The following is a 23,063-nucleotide window of genomic DNA, read 5'->3' as shown; positions in this document are numbered from 1 at the left end:
AAATATGGATTTTTCGCAAATTTCCCACCTTGTGCTAATACTTAGATAACGCTTTTCTCAAATTGAGAATATTCAGCACTAGAGAGCACTAAGCCATATAACTCACTCATCACGCTAAATACAAATAATAGTGCTGACAAAAATCATAAAAATGAAACGAACTACGTTGGGATAGGACTATGAGACCAAGGGTGTTACTGGTAGAAGACTCTACTTCACTAGCCATACTTTATAAGCAGTATGTCAAAGACGAACCTTATGACATTTTTCATGTCGAAACAGGTCGCGAAGCAATTCAATTTATTGAAAGAAGCAAACCTCAGCTCATCATTCTCGATTTGAAACTGCCCGATATGTCTGGTGAAGACGTATTGGATTGGATCAACCAGAATGACATTCCTACCTCCGTTATTATTGCTACAGCGCACGGCAGCGTAGACTTAGCCGTTAACCTAATTCAAAAAGGTGCGGAAGATTTCTTAGAAAAACCTATTAACGCCGATCGCCTAAAAACTTCTGTTGCATTACACCTCAAACGCGCCAAATTGGAAGATTTAGTAGAAAACATTCAGTCCAAGTTTGATCGCCATAACTATCACGGATTTATCGGTTCAAGTCTCCCAATGCAGGCGGTATATAAAACTATTGATGCCGTTGCTCCAACATCTGCCAGTGTCTTTATTGTGGGTGAAAGCGGCACAGGTAAAGAAGTCTGTGCTGAAGCCGTGCACCGTCAGAGCGACCGTAGAGACAAGCCTTTTATTGCTATTAACTGCGGGGCCATCCCCCGAGATTTAATGGAAAGTGAGATTTTTGGCCACGTTAAAGGCGCATTTACCGGGGCCACAACAGACCGAAAAGGTGCTGCGACGCTGGCTCACGGTGGAACGCTTTTTCTCGATGAACTGTGTGAAATGGAACTTGAGATGCAAAAGAAGTTGCTCCGTTTTCTTCAAACAGGAACCTACACACCGCTTGGTGGCACTCGAGAGATGAAGGTGGATGTTCGAATCATTTGTGCCACCAACCGAGATCCATTAACAGAAGTGGAAGAAGGTCGTTTTCGTGAAGATTTGTATTACCGCGTACACGTAATACCTATCGATATGCCCCCCCTACGTGAGCGAGGAAGTGACATCGTCACGTTGGCCAAGCACTTTTTGACCACTTATGCTAAACAGGACAAAAAGAAATTCTCAACAATCGACAGCGAAGCTCAACATATCATCAAGCACTACGAATGGCCGGGTAATGTAAGGCAATTGCAAAACATCATACGTAACATTGTGGTGCTTAATAATGACGAAAAAGTCACGCTGAATCACCTACCCGCTCAACTGACTAGAAAGTCTAAAACAGCGAGAACATCCACTCCCGCACATGTAACTCAAGAGCCAGCAAACCCTACAACAATAACATCCCAACCTGTGTATGTTGAGGAACAGTTGGCCCCCGCTAGAGAACCGTCAATACCGACACCGGAACCTAACATACAATCCTCAGCGGCTGCCTCTCCGTACTTTAACTCTGATGGAACCATTCGCCCTATGTGGCAAGTGGAACGCGAGGCGATTCAAAACGCAATCGCATACTGTGATGGCAACGTTCTCAATGCCGCCGTAATGCTGGAGTTAAGCCCATCTACGGTTTACCGAAAAAAACAAGCGTGGGAAGCGGATGAAATTAATCTCGAACAATCTTGAGAAACCTGACGTTGGTGAAATTTGGATTTTTCTTGATAGCCGCCTGTTTGGCGGTATCGAAAGTCACGTCATAGAGCTTGCTCGTGGATTAATGACATTTGGGCACAAAGCACGTGTTGTCTTAACGACTGAGTACTCGCCACCAGCACAGATTGTAGAAAAAGCAGAAGAATCCACCATCCCTGTGAGTTACTTGAACCATTTGTCTGGTGAGCCACATAAGGCATTAAAGATCAAACACCTAACAAGCGCAGTCGCCAATCACCAACCATCGGTCATTCACTCCCACGGTTACAAAGCGTCAATCTTAGCGCGCTGTGCCAAGCTACTCACGCGCACATTTCCTCGCTTGATTTCAACTTATCATGCAGGTGAATCATCCTCGGGCAAACTGTGGATCTATGATTGGCTTGATAGAAGTTCAGGCTACCTCTCTAACCACTGCTTTTCCGTCAGCCCAAGCATTCAGCGCAAAGTCATTTTCCCTTCGGAACTGCTGAATAACTTTGTTTCGATTCCCGATCGTAATCTCAACTATCAAGAAATCGCTTTCGTCGGCCGATTGAGCCAAGAAAAAGGTGCCGACCAATTTATCGAAGTAGCTAAGCTCTGCCCAACACTGCATTTTAGTGTTTTCGGTGATGGACCAGAAAGAGAATCACTCGCCCAAATTGCCCCTTCAAATGTGACATTTTTCGGTCATCAAACTGAAATGGAGACCGTTTGGAAAAACATTGGCGTGCTGGTAATTTCTTCTCGCTATGAAGGCCTGCCTATGTCGGCGCTTGAAGCAATGGCTAGAGGAATAGTAGTGATGAGCCTGCGCGTGGGTCGCTTGCCCGATATTATCCAAACTGGCGATAATGGCTTTATTGTCGATGACGTCCCATCTCTCGCTCAATGCCTTAAACATTGGATGTCTCTTGATGAAGCGCAGCAATCTCACATTCGTCAAAATGCTCGGCAGACCATTATTGATGATTTCTCGGCGCAAAGCGTTATTCCTGTATTGCTACGAAAATATCAAATTGAAACGGAGCAATAAGCCATATTGGTTCTCAATATGAGAATATTGCTTCTCCCCTTAAGTCCAAGCACAAATATCTAATAATATTCAAACACATAAACTAATGGCATATTTTGGCATCTCTGTTGCAACTCAGCAGTTAACACAAGTTAATGATGAGACAGAGGTGACTTATGACTACTCCAAAACGCATTCTATATGTTCATTATGGTGATAACTGGATTCGCGGCAGTGAAGTGGTACTTCTGGATCTCATCTCAGGGATTGACCGTGATAAGTTTGAGCCATTCGTGTGGTCAAACTGCCAGCCACTAATCGATAAGTGTCAATCGCTCGGAATTGAAGCGGAACATTCTGTTTTCAATCTCGTTGGTGGCTGGAGTGCGCCTCGCTGGGATATTAGCGGATGGAATAGCCTTATCAAACAGGGCTCAGCACTGATTGAAAAACACAATATCGACTTGATACACGTTAATAGCGGTGGTCCTTGTCAATGGATGTGCTTGGCTGCACGCATGAATCACATCCCACTTGTCACTCAACTTCATTGTCACTATACATTGCGAGATCGCTTCTCTCTTGGGTTACACCTCTCCCCAAAATTGATTTGCGTTAGTAAAGATGTCGGTCGTGAAATTATTCAGGACGGTTACCCAGAAGACCAGCTTTATGTTGTGCACAACGGTGTATCGCTTCTGGACTCTGATACGCCCATTGATATCAAGGCTCACCTCGGAATACCTCCACAAGCGTTTACCTTTCTCTCAGTAGGTTCGTTGATTAAAAGAAAAGGATTCGACCGCCTTATTCGCGCTATGCGCATGCACAATTACCATCACGATAATCCTCATCTTGTTATCGTTGGCGATGGCGAGGAAAGAGAAACATTGCAACAACTTGCTTCGGATCTCGGTATCCAAGACAGAGTCCACTTTGTCGGGGAAAAAAGCAATGCTGGTGCATGGATGTCTGGGAATGCAGACGCTTTTATTAGCGGCGCCTATGAAGAGGCCTTTGGTCTCGTGCTCGGAGAAGCGGCTTTAGCTCAGCTGCCTATCGTGGCTCCTAAAACAGGAGGCATCCCTGAGTTGTTCGAGCATAATCACTCTGCGCTACTGTACCAGAATCGCGGAATGGCAGGCTTATTAAACGCTATCCAACAAGTCATGCAAGATGTAGCTCTAAGAAACAAGCTAGCTGAAAACGCCTATCTTCATGCTAGCCAAAACCTCACGACTGCAGCATCCATAAGCGCCATTGAACGTATTTATGAAGGTGAGCTTGAGAACAACAGTATTACACCAATGCCAATGACTCACTGCATGAAGCCTCTTTCACGCTGGTTGAGTATCAATTGAGGAGCCCAGTCATGAAACGTGTATTAATGTTCGACGCCATCCCAATGCAAGGTGGTTCTAAGATTGCGAATGCAGAGCTCCTCAAGCAGTGCGATAAACTGAACGTAATTGGTTATCTGCTGACCACGAATCCAGAGCATTGGGAGTCACTGCTTAGCGATACGCCTCGTGTGCAGATTATCAAAATCAAACCATCACCACTGAGCTCCACTCATGGCATCACTTACTGGCTAATGAACGCGTATTACTTTATCCAACTGATTTTTGCGTGCATGAAACTACCAAAGATAGATAGCTTTTTAGGTCTATCTTGCCCGAGTAATGATATGCCTTTGTACCTACTGAGATTAATCAGCAAAAAGCCTGTGGTACAAATGGTTCATGGTCCAATTGGTCGTTCAAGATCTTCCGGCTACTGCTTGGTAAAAGCATCCGCAATTTATTACTTGGCAAACACCCGAGAATCGATGCTAGAGGCCTTACAGGTCTACCTCAAAACAGAGAAGCCAGCTACTGAACGCTATTGGTGTGGTTTGAATGCGTCTACGTTTGTTAACGGACTATCGAGAGACCGCTGGCCAAAACAAGCAAATCCGATTTCAAACCGCGTCTTCTGGGCGGCCAGCTTACTAAAATGGAAGAACATCGATCTTTTTCTTGATGCTTTAACACTTGATAAGACAAAAGAGATCAAATCTACCGTGTGTTACATCAAACCAAATGTGGCAGGTGTGGAATATTCAACACCAGACTTCACCACAAAAGGTGTTGAATGGCATGAGTGCCCAGATAACCTAGATGACCTACGCTCTCAGTGTGGTGTGTTTGTTTCCACCAGTGTTAACGAACCTTTTGGATTATCCATTTTAGAAGCTCTCGCAGCAGGCATGTGCATCGTCATCCCACATGATGATAGCTACTGGGATCGCGTATTGACGCATGGCCGCAATTGCATCAAGTACACACCAAACAATGTGGCGTCGTTACATAACGCAATTCGCCTTTTGAATGAGTCTCCATGGATGAAAGTGACAATGGGTATCGAAGCACTCAACGTTTCTCAACTTTATACGGCCGAACGTTGTTATCTGCCAATCGCTCAGCACCTTGCAGCAGAATCCGCACCGAATGGCGATTGTAAACTCAAAACACCGCGATACATCAAAGGATATGACCATGTCTAAAGCAATGACCAATATGTCGCTGTTCGCTATCGCGTTAGTGATAAACAAAAGCATCAGCCTAATCATGCTGCCTGTATTGCCCCACTTTCTCTCACCAGAACAAATGGGCAAGCTTGAACTGCTTACCACCTTTGGCGTTGTCACAACCTTATTCGTCAGTTTCGCTTTACATGAAGCGCTGTATCGATTCGTCGGGGTTGAAAAGGATCAAAATACGCGCACAAGCCTTCTAAACCAGCTGTACTCACTTGCTTTATTCATCGCTGGCATCGTGGCTTTATGCCTACTCGCTATCATTATGCTCGCGCCTATTCCTGCACCTTTTACGCGAGTCGAGTTTGCTATTGTTATGTTTGCTATCGTTCTAGAAGGCAGTATCGCAATCGGCACAGCTTGGTTGAGAACACAGGACGACAAAGCAAGAACCCTACTTAACGTCATGGTGACTACCACTGTTTTTCAGGTCATTTTCATCATCACGGCGCTGTCTGTTCACCCACATGTTATTTCTGTTTTATGGGGTGGCTTGTTGGCTGCTATTACTCAGTTTGTCTGGCTGCACATCATTAACCGCTACAGCATGACTCTGCCAAGTATGACAGTGGCGAAACAATACCTAAATTACTGTCTGCCAATGATGATGGCTGGATTGGTTGCGTTTTGTCTCAATGGCGCTGAACGCTGGTTCATCGGCGCGAACGCCTCACTTGCGACATTAGGGATTTACGCAATAGCCGTAAAATTTGCGGTTGGCATGTGTATTTTAGTTCAGCCATTTGGCATGTGGTGGATGCCACGTCGATTTAATTACCTAGAAGGTCGTAAGAGTACAGAAGCTGTGCGCATCACTCATCTAGGCATGATTTACATTACCGGTTTAAGTGTTGCAGTCGGCACATTAGCAATGGTGATGATCACTTACCTGTTACCAGAAACCTATCATGAGGCGGTACTATTCAGCTTATTCTTGCTACCTATCGCCATGTTAAAAGAATGGAGCGAGCTGATTAACATCTCCATTTTGTACAAGCGTCGTACTCGCTGGCTACTGGGTATAAATGTCGTCTCTGCGTGCGTTGCGATTGCTTTGCTGTTTGGCCTATCGTCCCTGGGTATCTATGGAGTTTTCATTGCTCTTTATTACGCACAACTGTGTAAGTTGGGCCTGACTTATGTAGTAGGCCAACAATGTATGACGTTGTCTTTTCACCTAAGTTTGATGGTTTTATTACAGATTATATCCGGTGTGGCACTGTTCCTGCTTCACTCTTCACAATCAATAGGCATCGCTATCGCAATTTGCATTTTGACATGCAGTTTGCTGGCATGGATAGCCACTCGCTACATGAGTAAAGAGACGCTAAATGCTCTCACTCGATACATAGTGAAAAGGCGTGGACAGGTGAAGAGATACTCGTTATGAATGAAACCAAGGTGAGAACAAAACAGTCCATCGCAGCACTGACGATCACTGTCGGTATCGGCCTGCTTTGGATTGTTATGCCTCATCCCATTTTGATTGTTGCGTTGTGTTTCGCACCACTCGCGTTACTGTTTGTTCTCAATCAAACGTTTTGGCTTGTCACACTGTTCGTTATTTTTTCATTCTTTCGTATTCACGAAGCCTTTCCTGTTATCTATAACTTCAAGATCCCATTACTCTTATCACTGGGGGCACTCGCCGCACTCGCTTTTCACCTTCTTATAAGCCGCCAGATTACAGCTTTTTGGCACCCTTCATTAAAGTGGCTGTGTATATTTTGGGGTCTGGTGATCATCGGAATCATATTCGCTTCCAGTCGTGATATCGCAATAACGGTGTTCAAAAATACCTATTGGAAAATCATCATTATGACGTTGGCCATCACCTGGCTTATTACTAAACCTTCACAGCTCGCTCAGATGTCAAAAGCAATTATTTTCGCCGGATTATTGATTGGCTTAGTGGCATTACAAAACGCTGCGAATGGCATTGATTTAGTCGAAGGAACGCGCGTGTCAATAGGACGATCCATAGGTTCAGTACTTGGCGATCCTAACGATTTGGCACTAGTGCTGATGTTTCCCCTTGCCTTTACCGTTAGTCAATTGATGGAGAAGCATTCCCCCAAGCATCTCAGGCTCTTTGCCCTTATCACCTGTTTGGTTTTGTTCTTTGCGATAATTGAGACTCAGAGCCGCGGTGGGTTACTCGGTTCACTGTCTGTATTTGCCTACTTTGCTTTTAAACACATCAAAAGCAAAACATTAGTCTTGGTACTAGGCGCCATCGCAGCGATCGTACTCTACGCATTCGCTGGTATTTCAGGACGAGAATCGGGGGGAGCCGCTGAGGATGGTATAGATGCCTCTGCGATGGGGCGACTTTACGCGTGGGAAGCCGCATTTAAAATGGCTCTCCACCATCCGTTAACTGGGGTTGGGCTTGATAATTTCTACTTTAATTACTATTTCTATAGCCCTCACTGGGATGGCATCAATCACGCCGTACACAGTACTTGGTTTGGCGTATTAGCGGAAACGGGGTTTGTTGGACTCGCCGTGTTCATTACATTGATTGTGTCATTGATTCGAACCTCTTTGCATTCTATTTCACTACTGACGCCAACATCGGATTACACCCTCTCTGTTGGAGCAAACGCAGTCTTAAGTGGGCTTATCGGGACCATCGTATCAGGTACTTTCCTCACTCAAGGTTTCACTTGGCCAATTTACATTCTGGCAGCATTAACAGTTGTCGTTAGCCGAATCGTTCAAAGTGATTGTCAAAATGAGAAACCCTAGTTTCAAATACCAACAGAAAGTCCAATTAGCTGTTTTATAAGAAATAAATCCTTGGCACGTATTGTGATTACTCTCTTGATTAGTAATCAAATAACGAAGACTCAAGGAGAGCCACATGACAGACATCGTAGTATTTGGAGAAGATTTTGGTGGGTTACCCTCCTCCACTCAACACATTGTCAAACGACTAGCAACGAGCCACCGCATCCTTTGGGTTAACTCAATCGGTCTGCGTCAACCTAGGCTGACCGCTAAAGACATGCAACGTGCGTTAAACAAGCTCACTCGTGTATTTAATAACGCTGGATCGCATAAGCCAACGTTAGAGTCTGAAATAAACCCAAATATTCACACCATTAACCTACTCACTATTCCTGCTCCAAGTTCTGCGCTGGCAAGAAAAGTAGCGGCTAAGATGATGAAATACCAGCTCAATAAACAGTTACACGCTCTTGGTTTTGATAAGCCTATATTTTGGACATCGCTCCCGACGGCCGCAGATGTTTGTGCGGAAATGAATTCACGTGGGCTAATTTACTATTGTGGCGATGACTTTAGCGCTTTAGCTGGTGTTGACCACGACACGGTTGCCAAGCATGAACGTACACTGGTTAACGCGGCTGATGTGATTTTTACAGCAAGTGACAAACTCGCCACTCAATTTCCATCTGGTAAAACCGTCACTTTACTTCACGGTGTCGACTTTAGCCTGTTTTCTGAGCCAGCACCTAAGGCTGAAGATTTACCTAATAATGGTCGCAAAGTGCTGGGCTTTTATGGCAGTTTGTCTGAATGGTTAGACTACGACTTAATTGCCCAAGTCGCAGACCAAGCGCCTGACTGGGATCTCGTGTTCATCGGCCCCAACGAGTTCAGTGATAATCCACTTCCACAAAGAAGCAACATATACTACCTGGGCCCGAGAGCGCATCACACTCTGCCACGTTACTCTCAACACTGGGATGCCAGTTGGTTGCCCTTTGTTGATAACGCTCAAATCAAGGCATGTAATCCGCTTAAACTTCTTGAGTACTTGGCAACAGGAACCCCTGTTATCAGCACACCCTTTCCCGCATTAATGCCCTACAAACATATGCTCCATGTGGTTCAAGATGTCGAAGACGTGCGTGCCAGTCTCGATCACCTCCTACCGCCACCGACAGATTCAAAGTCATTTGTTCAACAGCAAAGCTGGGAAGCAAGAGCCAACCAAGTTGATAAATTAGTGAGGGCGCTATGAACGATTTAAGAGAAAACCTCAGTGTACTGTTACATGGAGCTTGGAGACGTCGCTACATGATCGTTATTCCTATGCTTGTATTGCCTGTGCTGGGTTTCATCGTAAGTAAACTGGTTCCGACGACTTATGTCGCTCATACGAGTATGCTTATCCAAGAGACAGCGAAAATGAACCCATTCCTTCAAGATCTTGCCGTCTCAACCATGCTGAAAGATCGATTGAGCGCACTCAGTACCTTGCTAAAAAGCCGACATGTTTTGTACTCAGTTGCCAAAGAAGAAGCGCTGATTAGTGACGAAATGAGTGCCAAAGAGCAAGAGTTCATCATTAAAGATCTCGCGTCGCGTTTGTCTGTTCAGCAGCTTGGTAAGGACTTCATTCAAATCCAACTACGAAGTGGCAAACCGAATGGCATGGAGTCGATGTTACTCTCCGTCAGCGAACATTTTGTCGAACAGCTTTTAGCTCCTGAACGATCTTCAATTAAAGATTCAAGTCACTTTTTAACCATCCATATTAATAAACGCAGAGAAGAGCTGGATAAAGCAGAGCAAGCGTTCGCGGAATACAAGAATACTTACTCTCACGCGACGCCTGAAATGCAAGCACAAAGCCTGACTCGTCTGGCAAGCCTTAAACAAACCTTGGCAGAAAAAGAAGCGGAGCTTGCTGGTGTTACCCGAAGCCTAGGTAGTTTGGACCAACAGCTTTCTAAAACCAACCCGGTTATCGGTAAGCTTGAAGAACAAATCATCGACATTCGTAGTGAGCTCACTTTGCTTCGCGCCAAGTACACTGAGGCGCATAGCATGGTTCAAGGCAAGCTACGAGAGTTAAACCGCTTGGAGCAAGAGCGCTCAGTACTATTGAACTCTAAACAACCGGAATTAAACAGCGCCCAACTTTGGGATATCGCAAGCAATACCACCGTAAACAGTCTTGGAGAAGCTCAGCCTCTTCTGGTCTCTCAGCTTCACCAACTGCAAATTATGCGCGGACGCTTTGAAGCCCTCACAGAAGAAACCAATAGCTTACGAACAATGATTCAAGAGTTAGAAAGTAATGCGCATCGATTTGGTAGCACAGCAACAGAAATCAACCGCCTAGCTCGTGATGTCGCGGTAAAAAGAGAAATGTATGATGACCTTGTAGAGCGTTATGAAATGGCCCAATTAACTGGTTCACTTGGCGTATTTGAAGAGAATAAACGCGTGAAAATCATTGATGAACCTTTCACACCAACCATTCCGTCTAACTTACCTAGTTTTGTGTTTGTCATTTTAGGGTTTATCGGTGGCGCGGGTTTGGGCATTGGATTAGCGACGATACTTGAGTTAGCAGATAACTCTATCCGCTCTAAAAGAGCATTAGAAAAGCATCTTGGCGTTCCTGTGATCACCACTCTACCTAAAGTGGTATACGGAAGCTAACAGCCGTTAACACTCCATTACAAGCACTCGTTCAGCGAGTGCTTTTCTTTTTGTGCTTATTCTAACTCCGCATAAGGTTTCCACTAATATGAATCTCAAATTGAGAATAAACATCGCTCTTCATATGTATCGCCATTAGATCATTGTTTTTAAAGGCTTAATTTATTGGCACACAGTCTGCTATTCCTAAATAAACAAAGAACTCAACGAGGGTTTGAGAATGGAATTCAGACAAAAACAAAATAGCAGTCAACGCAATAAAAAAGTGATATTACACGTCGTGCAGCACTTAGCTCCTGGCGGTTTGGAAACGCTCGTATTAGAGATGCTTCGTTTTGCGCAACCGAATCATTCCGTGTTTGTCGTAAGTTTAGAGGGAAGCAAAGAGCAAACACTGCAATGCTGGTCAAAACTCTCGGCCTACCAAGGCCAGCTGCACTTTCTCAATAAGAAACCTGGATTCAGCGGAAAAACCATCAGTACGCTGACTTCCATGCTCAAAGGACTTAAGCCTGATGTGGTCCACACTCACCATATCGGTCCACTATTATATGGTGGGATTGCGGCACGCTTAGCGCAGGTGCCAGTAATTATCCATACTGAGCACGACGCCTGGCATCTGAATAACAGAAAGTCAGCTCGACTGCAGTCCCTACTGCTAAAAATGATTCGTCCACATGTGGTTGCCGATGCGAACTTTGTCGCCGAACAAATCCAGACAAAACTGAATTACCGCAAAGTCTGCACCATTCACAATGGAATCGATTGCCAGAAATTTCAAAGCGGTAATCAAGCAACCAATAGAAACTTGTTTGGGCTTCCAGCCAACAAAACCGTGATTGGAGTGGCTGGACGTTTAGAAGCAGTTAAAGGCCATAAAGTGCTTATCGAAGCCTTCTCTCATCTTACGCCAAACACACACCTAGCCATTGCTGGAGATGGTTCTCAGAGAGCTCAATTGGAAGCACAAGTTAGAACGTTAAAACTTGAGGATCGCGTTACCTTTTTAGGCTTGGTCGATGATATGCCCAGCTTTTACCAAAGCCTCGATTTATTTTGTTTACCGTCGCTTCAAGAGGGCTTCCCTCTCTCAACACTAGAAGCTCAAGCATGTGACGTTCCTTGTGTCGCAACCGATGTTGGTGGCGTGAAAGAGACGCTCTGCCCGATTAACAGCACATTGGTTGAAGCCAACCGAGTGTTCTCTTTGGCGGAAGCTTTGTCGCTGCAATTGAAATCAACCCATGGTTCTCCTCGAACTTTTATTCTCAAACATTTTGATATCAGAGACATGGTGGGTCGCTACTCACGTTTGGCCAAGGAGGCTAGCTATGAATGATTTACTTTGGATTACAGGTTTTGGTTTATCCGCATTTTTGATTGTCTATCATCATGTTGGTTATCCATTGCTACTTAAATGGCTTCCTTTAAAACAGCAAAAAACCACAGCACCATTTGTAGAGCGAGCTTACAAAGCCTCTCAAACAGACAGTCAGTTACCATCTATTACTGTCATCGTGCCCGCCTACAATGAAGAACAATGGATAGCAGAAAAGATCCGCAACCTTGCGAGCTTAGATTACCCAAGAGATAAATTGAAAGTGGTGATCGCATGTGATGGCTGCACAGATAACACAGCCGAGATTGCTCAAGCGACGATTCAAGAAGCAATCTGCTCCGATACACTGTTCATCATTAATGACCACCAAGTCAATCGCGGTAAAGTTGCCCTACTCAACGAAGAAATGCGTCATGTTAGCTCGGACATTACCGCACTGAGTGATACATCGGCATTGATTTCTTGCGATTCTCTGTTGCTAGCTAGTCAGCATTATCAAAATGAGAAGGTTGGAGTGGTTAACGCGACATATCAAATAATGAGTACCGATAACCAAGGTGAAGCAGCGTACTGGCAATACCAGTCTCGAGTGAAGCACCAAGAATCCTTGCTAGGTTCAACGATTGGCTCTCACGGTGCGTTTTATACATTCAGAACCCACCTATTTGAACCACTTGAAGTCAGCACCATCAATGACGATTTTATTCTCCCTATGAGAATCGTTTTGCGAGGCTATAACGCTATCTACGAACCGAACATGCTGGCTCTTGAACTCGAACAAAGCTCAGACGACGCAGACTTCAAGCGACGCCTAAGAATTTCAGCGGGTAACATGCAGCAGCTCATGCAATTAAAGAAATTACTGCTACCTCGCTATCGTGGCACTGCCTTTGCATTTCTATCGGGAAAGGTTCTGCGCTTAGCAACACCCTATTTGATGATTGTTTGCTTGGTTTGTTCACTACTACTGGCACACAACCCGCTGTTTCAAATAATGCTGCTCGCTCAAGCCTGTGTTTATGGTATCGCACTTGTCACTTACTTGGTGCCTGCACTTAACACAGTCAAGCCTTTTAAACTGATTAGCTACATCGTCATTGGTCATCTCGCCAATTTCATCGGCGGTATGAAGTATTTGCTAGGAATGGAAAATGGGCGTTGGAAACGCGTCAACCAATAAGGAAAGCATCATGAAAAACTCACGCTACGATTCAAATGTATGCCACGCGAAAAGAACGTTTGATGTACTGGTTGCAATGTTTATTTTGCTCGTCACTGCACCACTATTCCCATTTATCGCGCTAGCTATAAAAATCACATCCAAAGGCCCAGTGATCTATCGTCAACTGCGTGTTGGGCGCTGTACACCAGAAAAAATGGATCTTTTTCAGATCATGAAGTTTCGCACCATGTATATTGATGCGGAGCAACGCTCCGGTGCAGTTTGGGCAACCGAAAATGATCCTCGAATCACACCAGTAGGACGTTTTTTACGTAAGACGCGTTTAGATGAGTTACCACAGCTGTTTAATGTGTTGAGAGGTGAAATGTCGATGATCGGGCCACGTCCAGAGCGCCCTGCTTTCTACCAAAAGTTGGAAGATGAAATCCCTTATTTTGTAGAACGCACATATGGCGTATTACCGGGAATTACGGGCCTAGCGCAAGTTAACCAAGGCTATGATGCTTGCATTGAAGATGTACGACGTAAAGTTGGTTTTGATCACAGTTACGCACTAAGCTTAGGTTCGTTCTACTCTTGGATTTCAATGGACCTTTCAATCATGAGCAAAACATTCGTTGTGATGATTGACGGACGAGGTCAGTAACCCCTGGTTCTGGTAACGGTCACTCTTGCCACTGGCGTCGCATCTTTTCGATGGTCGCTGGTGGCACATCATGAATGCTTTGATACGCGCCGCGACACACTTTAACTTCCACCTCAATGCGCTTCTTCACGCAGTAGTCCAAGTAACGCTTCATCTCCCAGTGCCGAACAAACGTATTACTCACAATCACGACTTTCCCTTTGTTCAACCACTTTCGAGTTTGCTGAAAACACCATTCGTGCGCTTGGGGCAATTGAGTCGGGTTAAAGTGATAATCACCTTCATCATTTTCAAAATACATGTCAGCTTCAAAATGCTTAGCACCAAGCTCTATCGCCAATTGCTTTGCTAAGGTTGTTTTACCTGAACCTGGAAGTCCACGAATAAGAATGAGTTTAGCCAGTGACATAATGCTGTTAAATGAGGTGGGAATAAGCCCAAACTGTAACGGAATTATTGAAAAAGAAAAGTAGAAATAAAAATGCCGAGCGCATTAAGCTCGGCATTTAAATCCAATAGTGGATAGTGTTTATTTGTAAGCTGACAGTTCGGTTCTTAACCCTTTAACCAAGCTTACACACATCAACAACAGAACAAAGGTAAACGGTAATCCCGTTGCAACCACGCCTGACTGCAATGCTTGCAAGGCTTCTTTGCCACCAACCCAAAGCATAACGGCTGCAATTGCACCTTCAATACAAGCCCAGAAAATACGCTGTGGAATTGGTGCATCAATCTTACCGCCCGCAGTGATACTATCGATAACCAGTGAGCCAGAGTCTGATGATGTAATAAAGAACACCAGAATCAGCACGATAGAAAGCATTGAAATCACTGAGCTATACGGAAGCGCATCGTAAACATGGAACAGAGTCAGTGAAATATCAGTTAGACCATTTGCACCTAGCTCACCGACTTTATTCACCACTTGGTCAAGCGCGATACCACCGAATACAGACATCCAAATCAAGGTAACGACAGTAGGAATAACGATCACTGCGAACAGGAATTCTCGAACCGTACGACCTTTAGACACACGCGCGATAAACATACCAACAAACGGTGACCAAGATACCCACCAAGCCCAGTAGAATACCGTCCAGCCGTGCATCCAAGTTTCATCTTCACGACCGTGGGGGTTGCTCAACGGAATAATATTTTCAATGTAAGCCATTGTTGTGTCGCGTAGCGAACCCCACGCCGTATCAAACGTGATAAAGGTAATGAAAATAAGCAGGGCAAACGCAACCACCATATTGACGTTACTCAGTAGCTTAACACCACCATCAATACCACGAATTACTGATAGCACCGCGATAAAGGTAACAAAGGTGATCACAATCATTTGTGTACCAATGCCGCCTTCTAGACCAAAGACATGGTTAATACCACTGGTCGCCTGCTGAGCACCGAGACCCAGCGACGTTGCAAGACCAAACAGCGTGGATAAAACGGCAAGAATGTCGATAACATGTCCTAACCAACCCCATGCTCGGTCACCAAAAATTGGATAAAACGCCGCGCGCAATGAAAGCGGTAAACCCTTGTTAAAAGCAAAAAACGCAAGTGCTAGTGCAACGAGTGCGTAAATACTCCAACCATGCACACCCCAGTGGAACATGGTGGCACCCATCGCTAGAGATTTCGCTTCTTCTGTGTATGGCACTGCGTTCAGTGGCATTCCCCACCAATCAGTGAAGTACGCGGTCGGCTCCGCCACACTCCAGAACAGAAGGCCAATACCCATACCAGCAGCAAAGAGCATCGACAACCAAGAAACGGTTGAGTGATCCGGCGTTGCTTCTTTGCCACCTAAGCGGATTTTACCCAGCGGAGAAAAAAGAAGAGCAACAGCGAATAATAAGAAGAAGTTTGTCGACCACATAAAGAACGCATCAAACTGTTCGATAATTCCGTTTTTCAGACCGTTTAATACATCACGAGCAGTGGTTGGCTCAACAAGAAGAAGTGAAATTAGACAGAAAACAACGAGACCCGCACTGATGCCAAAAACGGGGTTATGTATGTCGAATCCCCACTTTTGAACGTTGTCCTGTCCAACCTGATAGTCTGTTGTGTCGATACTATATTTTTTAAATGCATTATCCATAAATACAAATTTAACGTGAATTTGAAACGCCCCTCAGGTGAGAAGAACTCCAATACCGCCCTCCATTAATTTGAACTCTAAAGTTTTAAAGCGGGGCGAAGTTTAGCAGCAATCACATATTTTTGCAAAAAATCGCCATTTATTGCATTTTTGGCTCAGTTAAAGGCAGATAAGAACAAAGTAATATCAACACAAAAATTACGAGGTCTAACGATTGATTTTATCGTAATTTGATCGTTGGAAAAGCACTGGAAATACTTGCGCTCTGTGGCTTTATCATTGATGGACGCGTAAATTGAGATAAGTCACACTGACTTGGTTTCAAAGCTAGCGATGAAACCAAGTCAGTAACGTTTTCATAGAGACTGAGTATTATAGGAAATGGAAGGTAATATTCCCTGTCACACTGCTCACGGTGTCACTATCGCTGTCAATATCCACGCCAAACGCTTGATAGCTTGCCCCAATAGAAACATTATCGAGCAAGAAGTATTCGGCACCGACACCATACATGTAGGAGACACCATCATCTTTATCTAGATTTCTCAGTCCGCCGTCATAATCAACATTGAATGCATTGATGCCACCTTTGGCATAGACATGAAGCGGCCCAAAGTCGATGCTTGGTTTCGCTGCTAAATAGAATGAATCAAAATCAGCACTCCCCCTGCTGCCACTCAGTGATAAATTCACTTTGCCGTGATTAAAGTAACCTGCTTCAATGCCAATGAATGGCAAAATACCAGTACCTACATGAATACCGTAGGTTGTATCGTTTTCGCTATCGATATCAGATTGACCGATTTGACCGCCAGCGTAAATCCATGAGTCAGCCATTGCTGATGTTGAGCACAACGTTAGAGCTAATAACGAGAGTGTTTTTTTCATACTATCCCTTCCTGAGCGATTCCTAAGCGAAACATTACGCAAATATGCGCATTTAATCGCCACTATATATTGGAAAGCATGAGCATTTTAAGATCCAAAAGTGAATAATTTATGTTCAACTTTTGTTTTGTGACTTCCAGACAAAAAAACACCGACATAAAGTCGGTGTTTTTCATATGGGTGTTAGAAAGCTAGACGCTTATAGGAAATGCAGTGTTGCGTTAACAGAGAACGTGCCGATATCGTCTTTACCCGCCGTGTAGTTCATGTAGCTAGCACCAACAGACATCGGACCAAAAATGAAGTACTCAGCACCTACACCGTACATTAGATCCAAATCGTCATCGTCTTTGCCGCCTTTCACTTCTTTGTCCCACTGGTGGAAGCCACCTTTTGCATACACATGCAGTGGACCAAAGTCGATGCTTGGCTTAAGTGCTGCGTAGTAAGACGTTAGCTTAGTGTCTTGACCATTTACGTTAAATTCACCGTGTTGCGTCACACCGGCTTCAATACCAATGATAGGTAGGATGCCTGTACCAACGTGAACAGAGTATGATGTATCCGTCTCACCTTTGTAGTCAGACTGACCTACTGTTGCGCCACCGTAAATCCAAGAATCTGCCATTGCCGCAGAAGATGCGCCAAGTAGCGCCACTGCTAATAGAGTTTTTTTCATCATCTACCTTTACTCTTTATTATTCCCACGTCTGCATAACTCAGTCGTTGGTACTACAAATAAAGGGAGGCGAATCATTGCCTCCCAGAACTAAAAAATAACGCTTATTAAGTTACAAGCAATTAGTGTACCAGTAACCTTATAAGCGATAATTACAAATCTGACGCTATTTTACTGGTTGATTAGCAAGCATCAATCGCGTTTTTGACTCGTTTATCAGAAACAGGATAAGGAGTGCCTAATTGTTGAGCAAAGTAACTCACGCGAAGCTCTTCAATCATCCAACGCACTTCCTTTACGTTTTCAGGAATGGCCACACCTTTCGGGATCTTGTTCAGCAACTCTTTATAGTCTTGAGTCACAGATTCAATCTTCAGCATGTGTAAACGATCTTTGTTTGGATCGATTGGCAACTTCTCCATACGACGCTCTATCGCACGCATGTAGCGAAGAATATCCGGCAAGCGTTTCCAGCCACATTCCGTCGCAAAGCCTTTGAAGATCAAGCCTTCAATTTGTGCTTTGATATCCGACAGAGCAAACGCCATAGTGAAGTCGATTTTGCCTTTTAGCTTCTTATTGATGCTGAACGCCGTTGTCAGAATAGTCTCAACCTGTTTCGCGATCTCTACGACGGTATCACCCAGTTCAGCACGAACGTGTTCTTTCAACGCTTCGAACTTCTCTGGCTCCCAAACTAAGCCACCCTGCTCTTCAATAAGCTTATCGACACCACAGGCGATACAGTCATCGATCAGATCAAGCACTTTGCCGTAAGGGTTAAAATACAAACCCAACTTCGATTTGTTCGGTAAGTTAGCGTGCAAGTATTTAATTGGCGACGGTACGTTCAATAAAATTAGGCGACGCTGGCCAGCACGCATTGCGGTGATCTGCTCAAATTCGGTTTCGTAGAGTTTGATTTCAACGCTGTCTTTGCTATCAACAAGTGCTGGATACGCTTTTACATCGTAGCCACCACGTTTTTGTTGATACACTTTCGGCAATTCACCGAAGCTCCACGTATGCAGACCTTGCTGTTCAATATCGTCATCCGCCACTTTAGAAAGCGTTTCTTGAACTTTGTCTTTCAAGCTCTCTTTCAATTCGTGAAGGTCTTTATGTTCCTTCAGTTTGCGATTTCGATGATCAACCGCGCGGAACGTCACTTTCAAGTGCTCAGGCACCTGTTCCAAGTTCCAGTCTTCACGCAATACTTCTACACCCGTCATGCGGCGCAGTTCTTTCTCTAGCGAGTCTAGCAGCGGCGCTTCCATTGGCTTGACGCGTGCCAAGAATGCATCGGCATAGTTTGGCGCAGGCACAAAGTTCTTACGAATCGTCTTCGGCAGCGATTTAATCAAGCTAACCACAAGCTCATGACGTAAACCTGGGATCTGCCAGTCAAAGCCCGCTGGTTCAACTTGGTTTAAAATCGGCAACGGCAAATGCACTGTGACACCGTCACTATCGTCGCCCGGTTCAAATTGGTAACTCAACTTGAGCTTCAAACCATTTTGATGCCAGAAGTTCGGGTAATCCAAGTCGGTGACATGACTAGCATCGCCCTTGAACAGCATCTCTTTTTCAAAGTTCAGCAGTTCAGGATCTTCTTTCGATGCTTTTTTCCACCACGTATCGAAATGTTTACCAGACACCACTTCGGTACCAACACGTTGGTCATAGAAATCAAACAGCTCATCATCATCCACCAAGATGTCACGACGACGAGATTTGTGTTCAAGCTCTTCCACTTCTTGCAGAAGCTTACGGTTTTGCTTAAAGAACGCGTGTTTGGTTTCCCACTCGCCTTCCACCAGCGCACTACGAATAAAGATTTCTCGGCTAACGGTCGAATCGATACTGCCGTAGTTCACCAAACGTTTCGGTACGATTGGCACGCCGTAAAGCATGACTTTTTCGTGCGCCATCACCGCCGCACGTTTCTTCGACCAATGCGGTTCGCTGTAACTGCGCTTGATAAGGTGCTTGGCTAATGGCTCAATCCATTCCGGCTGAATCTTGGCAATGATACGGCCCCAAAGTTTCGAGGTTTCCACCAACTCGGCTGACATTATCCACTTAGGTTGTTTCTTAAATAGACCCGATGCAGGGAAGATGTGGAAACGAGCGTTGCGCGCGCCTTGATATTCATTCTTTTCTTGGTCTTTCATACCGATGTGCGACAGCAAACCAACCAAGATCGCACTGTGTACACCATGGTACGACGCAGGCTCATCGTTAAGTTTGAATTCCATTTCACGCATCGACTGATGAATTTGGAAGTACACGTCTTGCCACTCGCGAACGCGCAAGTAGTTCAAATAATCTTGCTTACACTGCTTGCGGAACTGGTTGCTAGACAACGCTTTTTGCTGCTTTTGGATGTATTCCCAAAAATTCACAAACGTCAGGAAGTCCGACTCTTCATGGAAGAAACGACGGTGCTTATCATCTGATGATTGTTGTTTGTCTGAAGGACGCTCACGTGGATCTTGAATCGACAAGGCTGCTGCAATGATCATCACTTCTTTAAGCGCACCATATTTTGGCGCTTCCAAAACCATACGCGCCAAGCGTGGGTCGATTGGCAAACGAGCTAATTGGCGACCGATGGAAGTCAGGCGTTTTTTCGGGTCTTTTACCTCAGAATTAATCGCGCCAAGCTCTTCCAGCAAACGAACACCATCTTGGATGTTACGTTTGTCCGGCGCTTCCACAAATGGGAAGGCTTGAATGTCGCCCAAGCCAAGTGCGGTCATCTGTAAGATAACCGATGCTAGGTTGGTACGCAGGATCTCGGGATCGGTAAACTCTGGGCGCGACTCAAAATCTTCCTCTGAGTACAGACGGATACAGATACCCTCTTCCACACGACCACAACGACCTTTACGTTGGTTCGCACTCGCCTGAGAAACCGGCTCAATTGGAAGACGCTGAACCTTAGTTCGGTAACTGTAGCGGCTAATGCGCGCCGTGCCCGGGTCGATAACATACTTGATGCCCGGAACGGTTAGCGAGGTTTCTGCCACGTTGGTTGCCAGTACAATTCGGCGACCAGCATGAGGTTGGAAAATCTTGTTCTGCTCGCCCGCCGACAAACGCGCGTAAAGCGGCACAATTTCCGTGCTCTTCAGATTACGTTTGGACAATGCATCTGCGGTATCACGAATTTCACGCTCACCGTTCATGAAAATCAGGATGTCACCTAAACCTTCATCGCACAATTCGTCTACCGCTTCGAAGATGCCTTCAAGTTGGTCACGATCATTGTCGTCATCACCGCTTAGTGGGCGGTAACGGGTTTCTACTGGGTAAGTACGACCTGACACTTCAATAATTGGTGCATTGTTGAAGTGTTTTGAAAAACGCTCTGGGTCGATGGTTGCCGACGTGATAATTACTTTCAAATCAGGACGGCGTGGTAGCAACTCTTTCAAGTAACCCAAGATGAAATCGATGTTAAGGCTGCGCTCGTGCGCTTCATCGATAATAATGGTGTCGTATTGATTCAAGAAACGGTCATGCTGAATTTCAGCCAACAAGATACCGTCCGTCATCAATTTGATTTGGGTATTTTCAGAGATCTGATCGTTGAATCGAACCTTGTAACCAACAAACTCACCAAGCTTGGTTTCCATCTCTTCGGCAATACGGTTAGCAACCGAACGCGCTGCAAGACGACGAGGCTGAGTATGACCAATCAGACCGAACTTACCGCGACCAAGCTCAGCGCAGATTTTTGGCAGCTGAGTGGTTTTACCAGAACCGGTTTCACCCGCGACGATAACCACTTGGTTTTCTTCAATAGCTTTAGCGATGTCGTCACGCTTTTGGCTGACGGGCAGAATTTCTGGGTATTCAATCGTTGGTTTGTAGTTGCTGCGTTGTTCCGCAACCATCATCGATTTAGCAATGTCGAGTGCAATTTCATCAAACACAGCATTACGTGCTGCATCTTTCTTAATTTTGCTCGCACCAGAAATGCGTTTACTTAAACGGAAGCGGTCACGCATCATGCACTGGCTTAACGCTTTGCGTAGAGACGCCGCGCTATTCACTTGAGCCTGAGGTGCTTTATCTTGTTTCGCTGTCGCCTTTTGCACACCATTTGACGGTGTCGCTTGCTCTTCAGCGGGATTCTTTTTTGGGGGCTGTGACGAAGTCAAAGCGTTTCCTATTCTTTTCATTACAAAAACTGCGCGGATTGTATCACACAAGATCTGCAACAAGATAACCGAAACCACATTCAAATTTTTCGAACATGTTCAGCGAATCCCTATACTTTTTAACCAACGTGCCTCGCTTATAATGGCTCCCATAGTCAAAAGCACTTATTTAAGGAATAACCATTATGTCTCGTGTACTAGCTCTAAAATCAAGCATCCTTGGCGATTACTCTCAATCAAACAAACTGGTTGAAGACTTCATCAAAAATGTAGACCAAGACAAGCTAACTGTTCGTGATTTGGCTGCAAACCCATTACCAGTTTTGGACTTCGCCGTTGCCACTGCACTTCGCGCAACGGAAGATCTTTCACAAGAACAACAAGCGGTTGTCGAACTGTCGGATACCCTTATTGAAGAAGTAAAAGCCGCAGACACTTTGGTTATTGCCGCACCAATGTATAACTTTACAATTCCAACTCAGCTTAAAAACTGGATTGATTTGATTGCTCGTGCTGGCGTGACATTCAAATACACTGAAAACGGCGTTCAAGGCCTGATCGAAGGTAAGAAAGCGATTGTCATCACGACTCGCGGTGGTATCCATAAAGATTCACCAACTGACAACGTCACACCATACCTGCGTACCGTGCTAGGTTTCGTTGGTATAACTGATGTGGAATTTGTTTATGCGGAAGCGCTAAACATGGGTGAAGATTTCGCTGCGAAAGGCATTTCTGAAGCGCAGAGCCAACTTGCAGCGATAGCGTAAATTGGCCTAAGTTCAAGAACAAGTAGAATACAAATAACAAGGGATTGGTTCGCGCCAATCCCTTGTCGATCAAAATACCCTAATCGTGTTTAGAAGTTATCTTATTTCTCCCAGAGCGATTCACTTTCTCTAAGTTGTGTAGCGCTTCGTGATAGAGCTTTTCCAAAGACTGCTCAGCTTCGTTTATCATATTCTCAATCATCGCATCAAACGCGACATCACTCGGAATTTCGAGATCGTCTCCAACGTCAACCTCAAGAGAATTGACGTACAACACTAACCATTCGTCACCCTCTAAATGTCCTTCCCCGTGGACGACAAAAAAGCGCTTGGCAAATTCATCGTTGGTACAGTTTATCGCCTCAATTTGAATATTGAATGAGGAGTCGATACTCATGGTGCTCATGCCATCCGATTCATCAGATGCATCACAAACAGCCTTAACTTTGGCACGATACACGAAGGTTCGCGTTGAAAGCAGCATTGTATTATTCATCATTACTCATAATGGGCGATAAAGAAGTCAGTTGCAAATCCGACCTATATGCATCTT

General features: G+C 44.9%; 18 protein-coding genes. 12 read left to right on the top strand and 6 right to left on the bottom strand.

Annotated elements, in window-relative coordinates; all coding sequences use genetic code 11:
- Window positions 1-179: 179 nt before the first annotated feature.
- The 11 genes from OO778_RS08470 to OO778_RS08420 all read left to right on the top strand — a co-directional run bounded on the left by OO778_RS08470 (window position 180) and on the right by OO778_RS08420 (window position 13,894).
- Entirely contained in the window at window positions 180-1,703 is a 1,524-nt protein-coding gene (locus tag OO778_RS08470) for a sigma-54 dependent transcriptional regulator (RefSeq protein ID WP_074191439.1), read from the top strand.
- Complete coding sequence (locus OO778_RS08465) at window positions 1,678-2,748, top strand: glycosyltransferase family 4 protein (RefSeq protein WP_074191438.1); 1,071 nt, start codon at window positions 1,678-1,680, stop codon at window positions 2,746-2,748. Before OO778_RS08470 ends, OO778_RS08465 begins: the two co-directional genes overlap by 26 nt.
- A 155-nt stretch (window positions 2,749-2,903) precedes the next feature.
- On the top strand, window positions 2,904-4,088 hold the full coding sequence (locus tag OO778_RS08460; protein ID WP_264911324.1) for a glycosyltransferase: 1,185 nt from the start codon (window positions 2,904-2,906) through the stop codon (window positions 4,086-4,088).
- An 11-nt stretch (window positions 4,089-4,099) separates the two neighbouring features.
- Entirely contained in the window at window positions 4,100-5,272 is a 1,173-nt protein-coding gene (locus OO778_RS08455) for a glycosyltransferase family 4 protein (RefSeq protein ID WP_074191436.1), read from the top strand.
- Complete coding sequence (locus OO778_RS08450; RefSeq protein ID WP_264911321.1) at window positions 5,265-6,695, top strand: lipopolysaccharide biosynthesis protein; 1,431 nt, start codon at window positions 5,265-5,267, stop codon at window positions 6,693-6,695. The genes OO778_RS08455 and OO778_RS08450 overlap by 8 nt, the downstream gene beginning before the upstream one ends.
- Window positions 6,692-8,056, top strand: a complete 1,365-nt coding sequence (locus OO778_RS08445) for an O-antigen ligase family protein (protein WP_264911319.1) — start codon at window positions 6,692-6,694, stop codon at window positions 8,054-8,056. The genes OO778_RS08450 and OO778_RS08445 overlap by 4 nt, the downstream gene beginning before the upstream one ends.
- A 115-nt stretch (window positions 8,057-8,171) precedes the next feature.
- Window positions 8,172-9,296, top strand: coding sequence for a glycosyltransferase (locus tag OO778_RS08440; RefSeq protein ID WP_264911318.1), 1,125 nt, complete (start codon window positions 8,172-8,174; stop codon window positions 9,294-9,296).
- A complete protein-coding gene (locus OO778_RS08435) occupies window positions 9,293-10,726 on the top strand; it encodes a chain-length determining protein (protein WP_264911317.1) in 1,434 nt (477 codons plus the stop codon). The genes OO778_RS08440 and OO778_RS08435 overlap by 4 nt, the downstream gene beginning before the upstream one ends.
- A gap of 220 nt (window positions 10,727-10,946) precedes the next feature.
- Entirely contained in the window at window positions 10,947-12,065 is a 1,119-nt protein-coding gene (locus OO778_RS08430) for a glycosyltransferase (protein WP_264911315.1), read from the top strand.
- Window positions 12,058-13,245 carry a glycosyltransferase family 2 protein gene (locus OO778_RS08425; protein ID WP_006742949.1) on the top strand — a complete coding sequence of 396 codons (1,188 nt, stop codon included), beginning with the start codon at window positions 12,058-12,060 and terminating at the stop codon, window positions 13,243-13,245. The genes OO778_RS08430 and OO778_RS08425 overlap by 8 nt, the downstream gene beginning before the upstream one ends.
- A 10-nt stretch (window positions 13,246-13,255) precedes the next feature.
- Window positions 13,256-13,894: a sugar transferase gene (locus OO778_RS08420; protein WP_005394228.1), complete on the top strand. Its 639-nt coding sequence runs from the start codon at window positions 13,256-13,258 to the stop codon at window positions 13,892-13,894.
- Window positions 13,895-13,913: 19 nt separating this feature from the next.
- Here the strand turns inward: OO778_RS08420 and OO778_RS08415 are convergent, their stop codons facing one another.
- From OO778_RS08415 to hrpA, 5 genes are all read right to left on the bottom strand, one after another.
- The gene (locus OO778_RS08415) at window positions 13,914-14,303 is read right to left on the bottom strand and encodes an ATP-binding protein (RefSeq protein ID WP_065646747.1); all 390 of its coding nucleotides are present in this window, start codon (window positions 14,301-14,303) and stop codon (window positions 13,914-13,916) included.
- A gap of 120 nt (window positions 14,304-14,423) precedes the next feature.
- A complete protein-coding gene (locus tag OO778_RS08410) occupies window positions 14,424-16,004 on the bottom strand; it encodes a BCCT family transporter (RefSeq protein WP_005394224.1) in 1,581 nt (526 codons plus the stop codon).
- A 372-nt stretch (window positions 16,005-16,376) separates the two neighbouring features.
- Window positions 16,377-16,892, bottom strand: a complete 516-nt coding sequence (locus OO778_RS08405) for an outer membrane beta-barrel protein (protein WP_074191432.1) — start codon at window positions 16,890-16,892, stop codon at window positions 16,377-16,379.
- Window positions 16,893-17,091: 199 nt separating this feature from the next.
- The gene (locus tag OO778_RS08400) at window positions 17,092-17,571 is read right to left on the bottom strand and encodes an outer membrane beta-barrel protein (protein WP_005394221.1); all 480 of its coding nucleotides are present in this window, start codon (window positions 17,569-17,571) and stop codon (window positions 17,092-17,094) included.
- 182 nt (window positions 17,572-17,753) lie between these two features.
- Window positions 17,754-21,740 (bottom strand): ATP-dependent RNA helicase HrpA, encoded by a 3,987-nt coding sequence (hrpA, locus tag OO778_RS08395; RefSeq protein WP_207546006.1) that lies wholly within the window; start codon window positions 21,738-21,740, stop codon window positions 17,754-17,756.
- A 185-nt stretch (window positions 21,741-21,925) separates the two neighbouring features.
- Between hrpA and OO778_RS08390 the strand changes: the two genes are divergently transcribed.
- Window positions 21,926-22,510 carry an FMN-dependent NADH-azoreductase gene (locus OO778_RS08390; RefSeq protein WP_046875241.1) on the top strand — a complete coding sequence of 195 codons (585 nt, stop codon included), beginning with the start codon at window positions 21,926-21,928 and terminating at the stop codon, window positions 22,508-22,510.
- 79 nt (window positions 22,511-22,589) lie between these two features.
- Here the strand turns inward: OO778_RS08390 and OO778_RS08385 are convergent, their stop codons facing one another.
- The gene (locus OO778_RS08385; RefSeq protein ID WP_226977493.1) at window positions 22,590-23,009 is read right to left on the bottom strand and encodes a hypothetical protein; all 420 of its coding nucleotides are present in this window, start codon (window positions 23,007-23,009) and stop codon (window positions 22,590-22,592) included.
- Between the last annotated feature and the right edge of the window lie 54 nt (window positions 23,010-23,063).

The sequence above is a fragment of the Vibrio sp. STUT-A16 genome, from assembly GCF_026000495.1.
Lineage (GTDB): Bacteria > Pseudomonadota > Gammaproteobacteria > Enterobacterales > Vibrionaceae > Vibrio > Vibrio diabolicus.
This window is presented reverse-complemented; position numbering and strand designations above follow the sequence as displayed.

Bases quoted from the DNA above. Each gene is read 5' to 3' on its own strand.
- OO778_RS08420 (WP_005394228.1), top strand. From the start codon at position 13,256: ATGAAAAACTCACGCTACGATTCAAATGTATGCCACGCGAAAAGAACG.
- OO778_RS08415 (WP_065646747.1), bottom strand. From the start codon at position 14,303: ATGTCACTGGCTAAACTCATTCTTATTCGTGGACTTCCAGGTTCAGGT.
- OO778_RS08470 (WP_074191439.1), top strand. From the start codon at position 180: ATGAGACCAAGGGTGTTACTGGTAGAAGACTCTACTTCACTAGCCATA.
- OO778_RS08390 (WP_046875241.1), top strand. From the start codon at position 21,926: ATGTCTCGTGTACTAGCTCTAAAATCAAGCATCCTTGGCGATTACTCT.
- OO778_RS08450 (WP_264911321.1), top strand. From the start codon at position 5,265: ATGTCTAAAGCAATGACCAATATGTCGCTGTTCGCTATCGCGTTAGTG.
- OO778_RS08435 (WP_264911317.1), top strand. From the start codon at position 9,293: ATGAACGATTTAAGAGAAAACCTCAGTGTACTGTTACATGGAGCTTGG.
- OO778_RS08400 (WP_005394221.1), bottom strand. From the start codon at position 17,571: ATGAAAAAAACTCTATTAGCAGTGGCGCTACTTGGCGCATCTTCTGCG.
- OO778_RS08445 (WP_264911319.1), top strand. From the start codon at position 6,692: ATGAATGAAACCAAGGTGAGAACAAAACAGTCCATCGCAGCACTGACG.
- OO778_RS08460 (WP_264911324.1), top strand. From the start codon at position 2,904: ATGACTACTCCAAAACGCATTCTATATGTTCATTATGGTGATAACTGG.
- OO778_RS08465 (WP_074191438.1), top strand. From the start codon at position 1,678: ATGAAATTAATCTCGAACAATCTTGAGAAACCTGACGTTGGTGAAATT.
- OO778_RS08455 (WP_074191436.1), top strand. From the start codon at position 4,100: ATGAAACGTGTATTAATGTTCGACGCCATCCCAATGCAAGGTGGTTCT.
- OO778_RS08410 (WP_005394224.1), bottom strand. From the start codon at position 16,004: ATGGATAATGCATTTAAAAAATATAGTATCGACACAACAGACTATCAG.
- OO778_RS08385 (WP_226977493.1), bottom strand. From the start codon at position 23,009: ATGATGAATAATACAATGCTGCTTTCAACGCGAACCTTCGTGTATCGT.
- OO778_RS08440 (WP_264911318.1), top strand. From the start codon at position 8,172: ATGACAGACATCGTAGTATTTGGAGAAGATTTTGGTGGGTTACCCTCC.
- OO778_RS08405 (WP_074191432.1), bottom strand. From the start codon at position 16,892: ATGAAAAAAACACTCTCGTTATTAGCTCTAACGTTGTGCTCAACATCA.
- OO778_RS08430 (WP_264911315.1), top strand. From the start codon at position 10,947: ATGGAATTCAGACAAAAACAAAATAGCAGTCAACGCAATAAAAAAGTG.
- OO778_RS08425 (WP_006742949.1), top strand. From the start codon at position 12,058: ATGAATGATTTACTTTGGATTACAGGTTTTGGTTTATCCGCATTTTTG.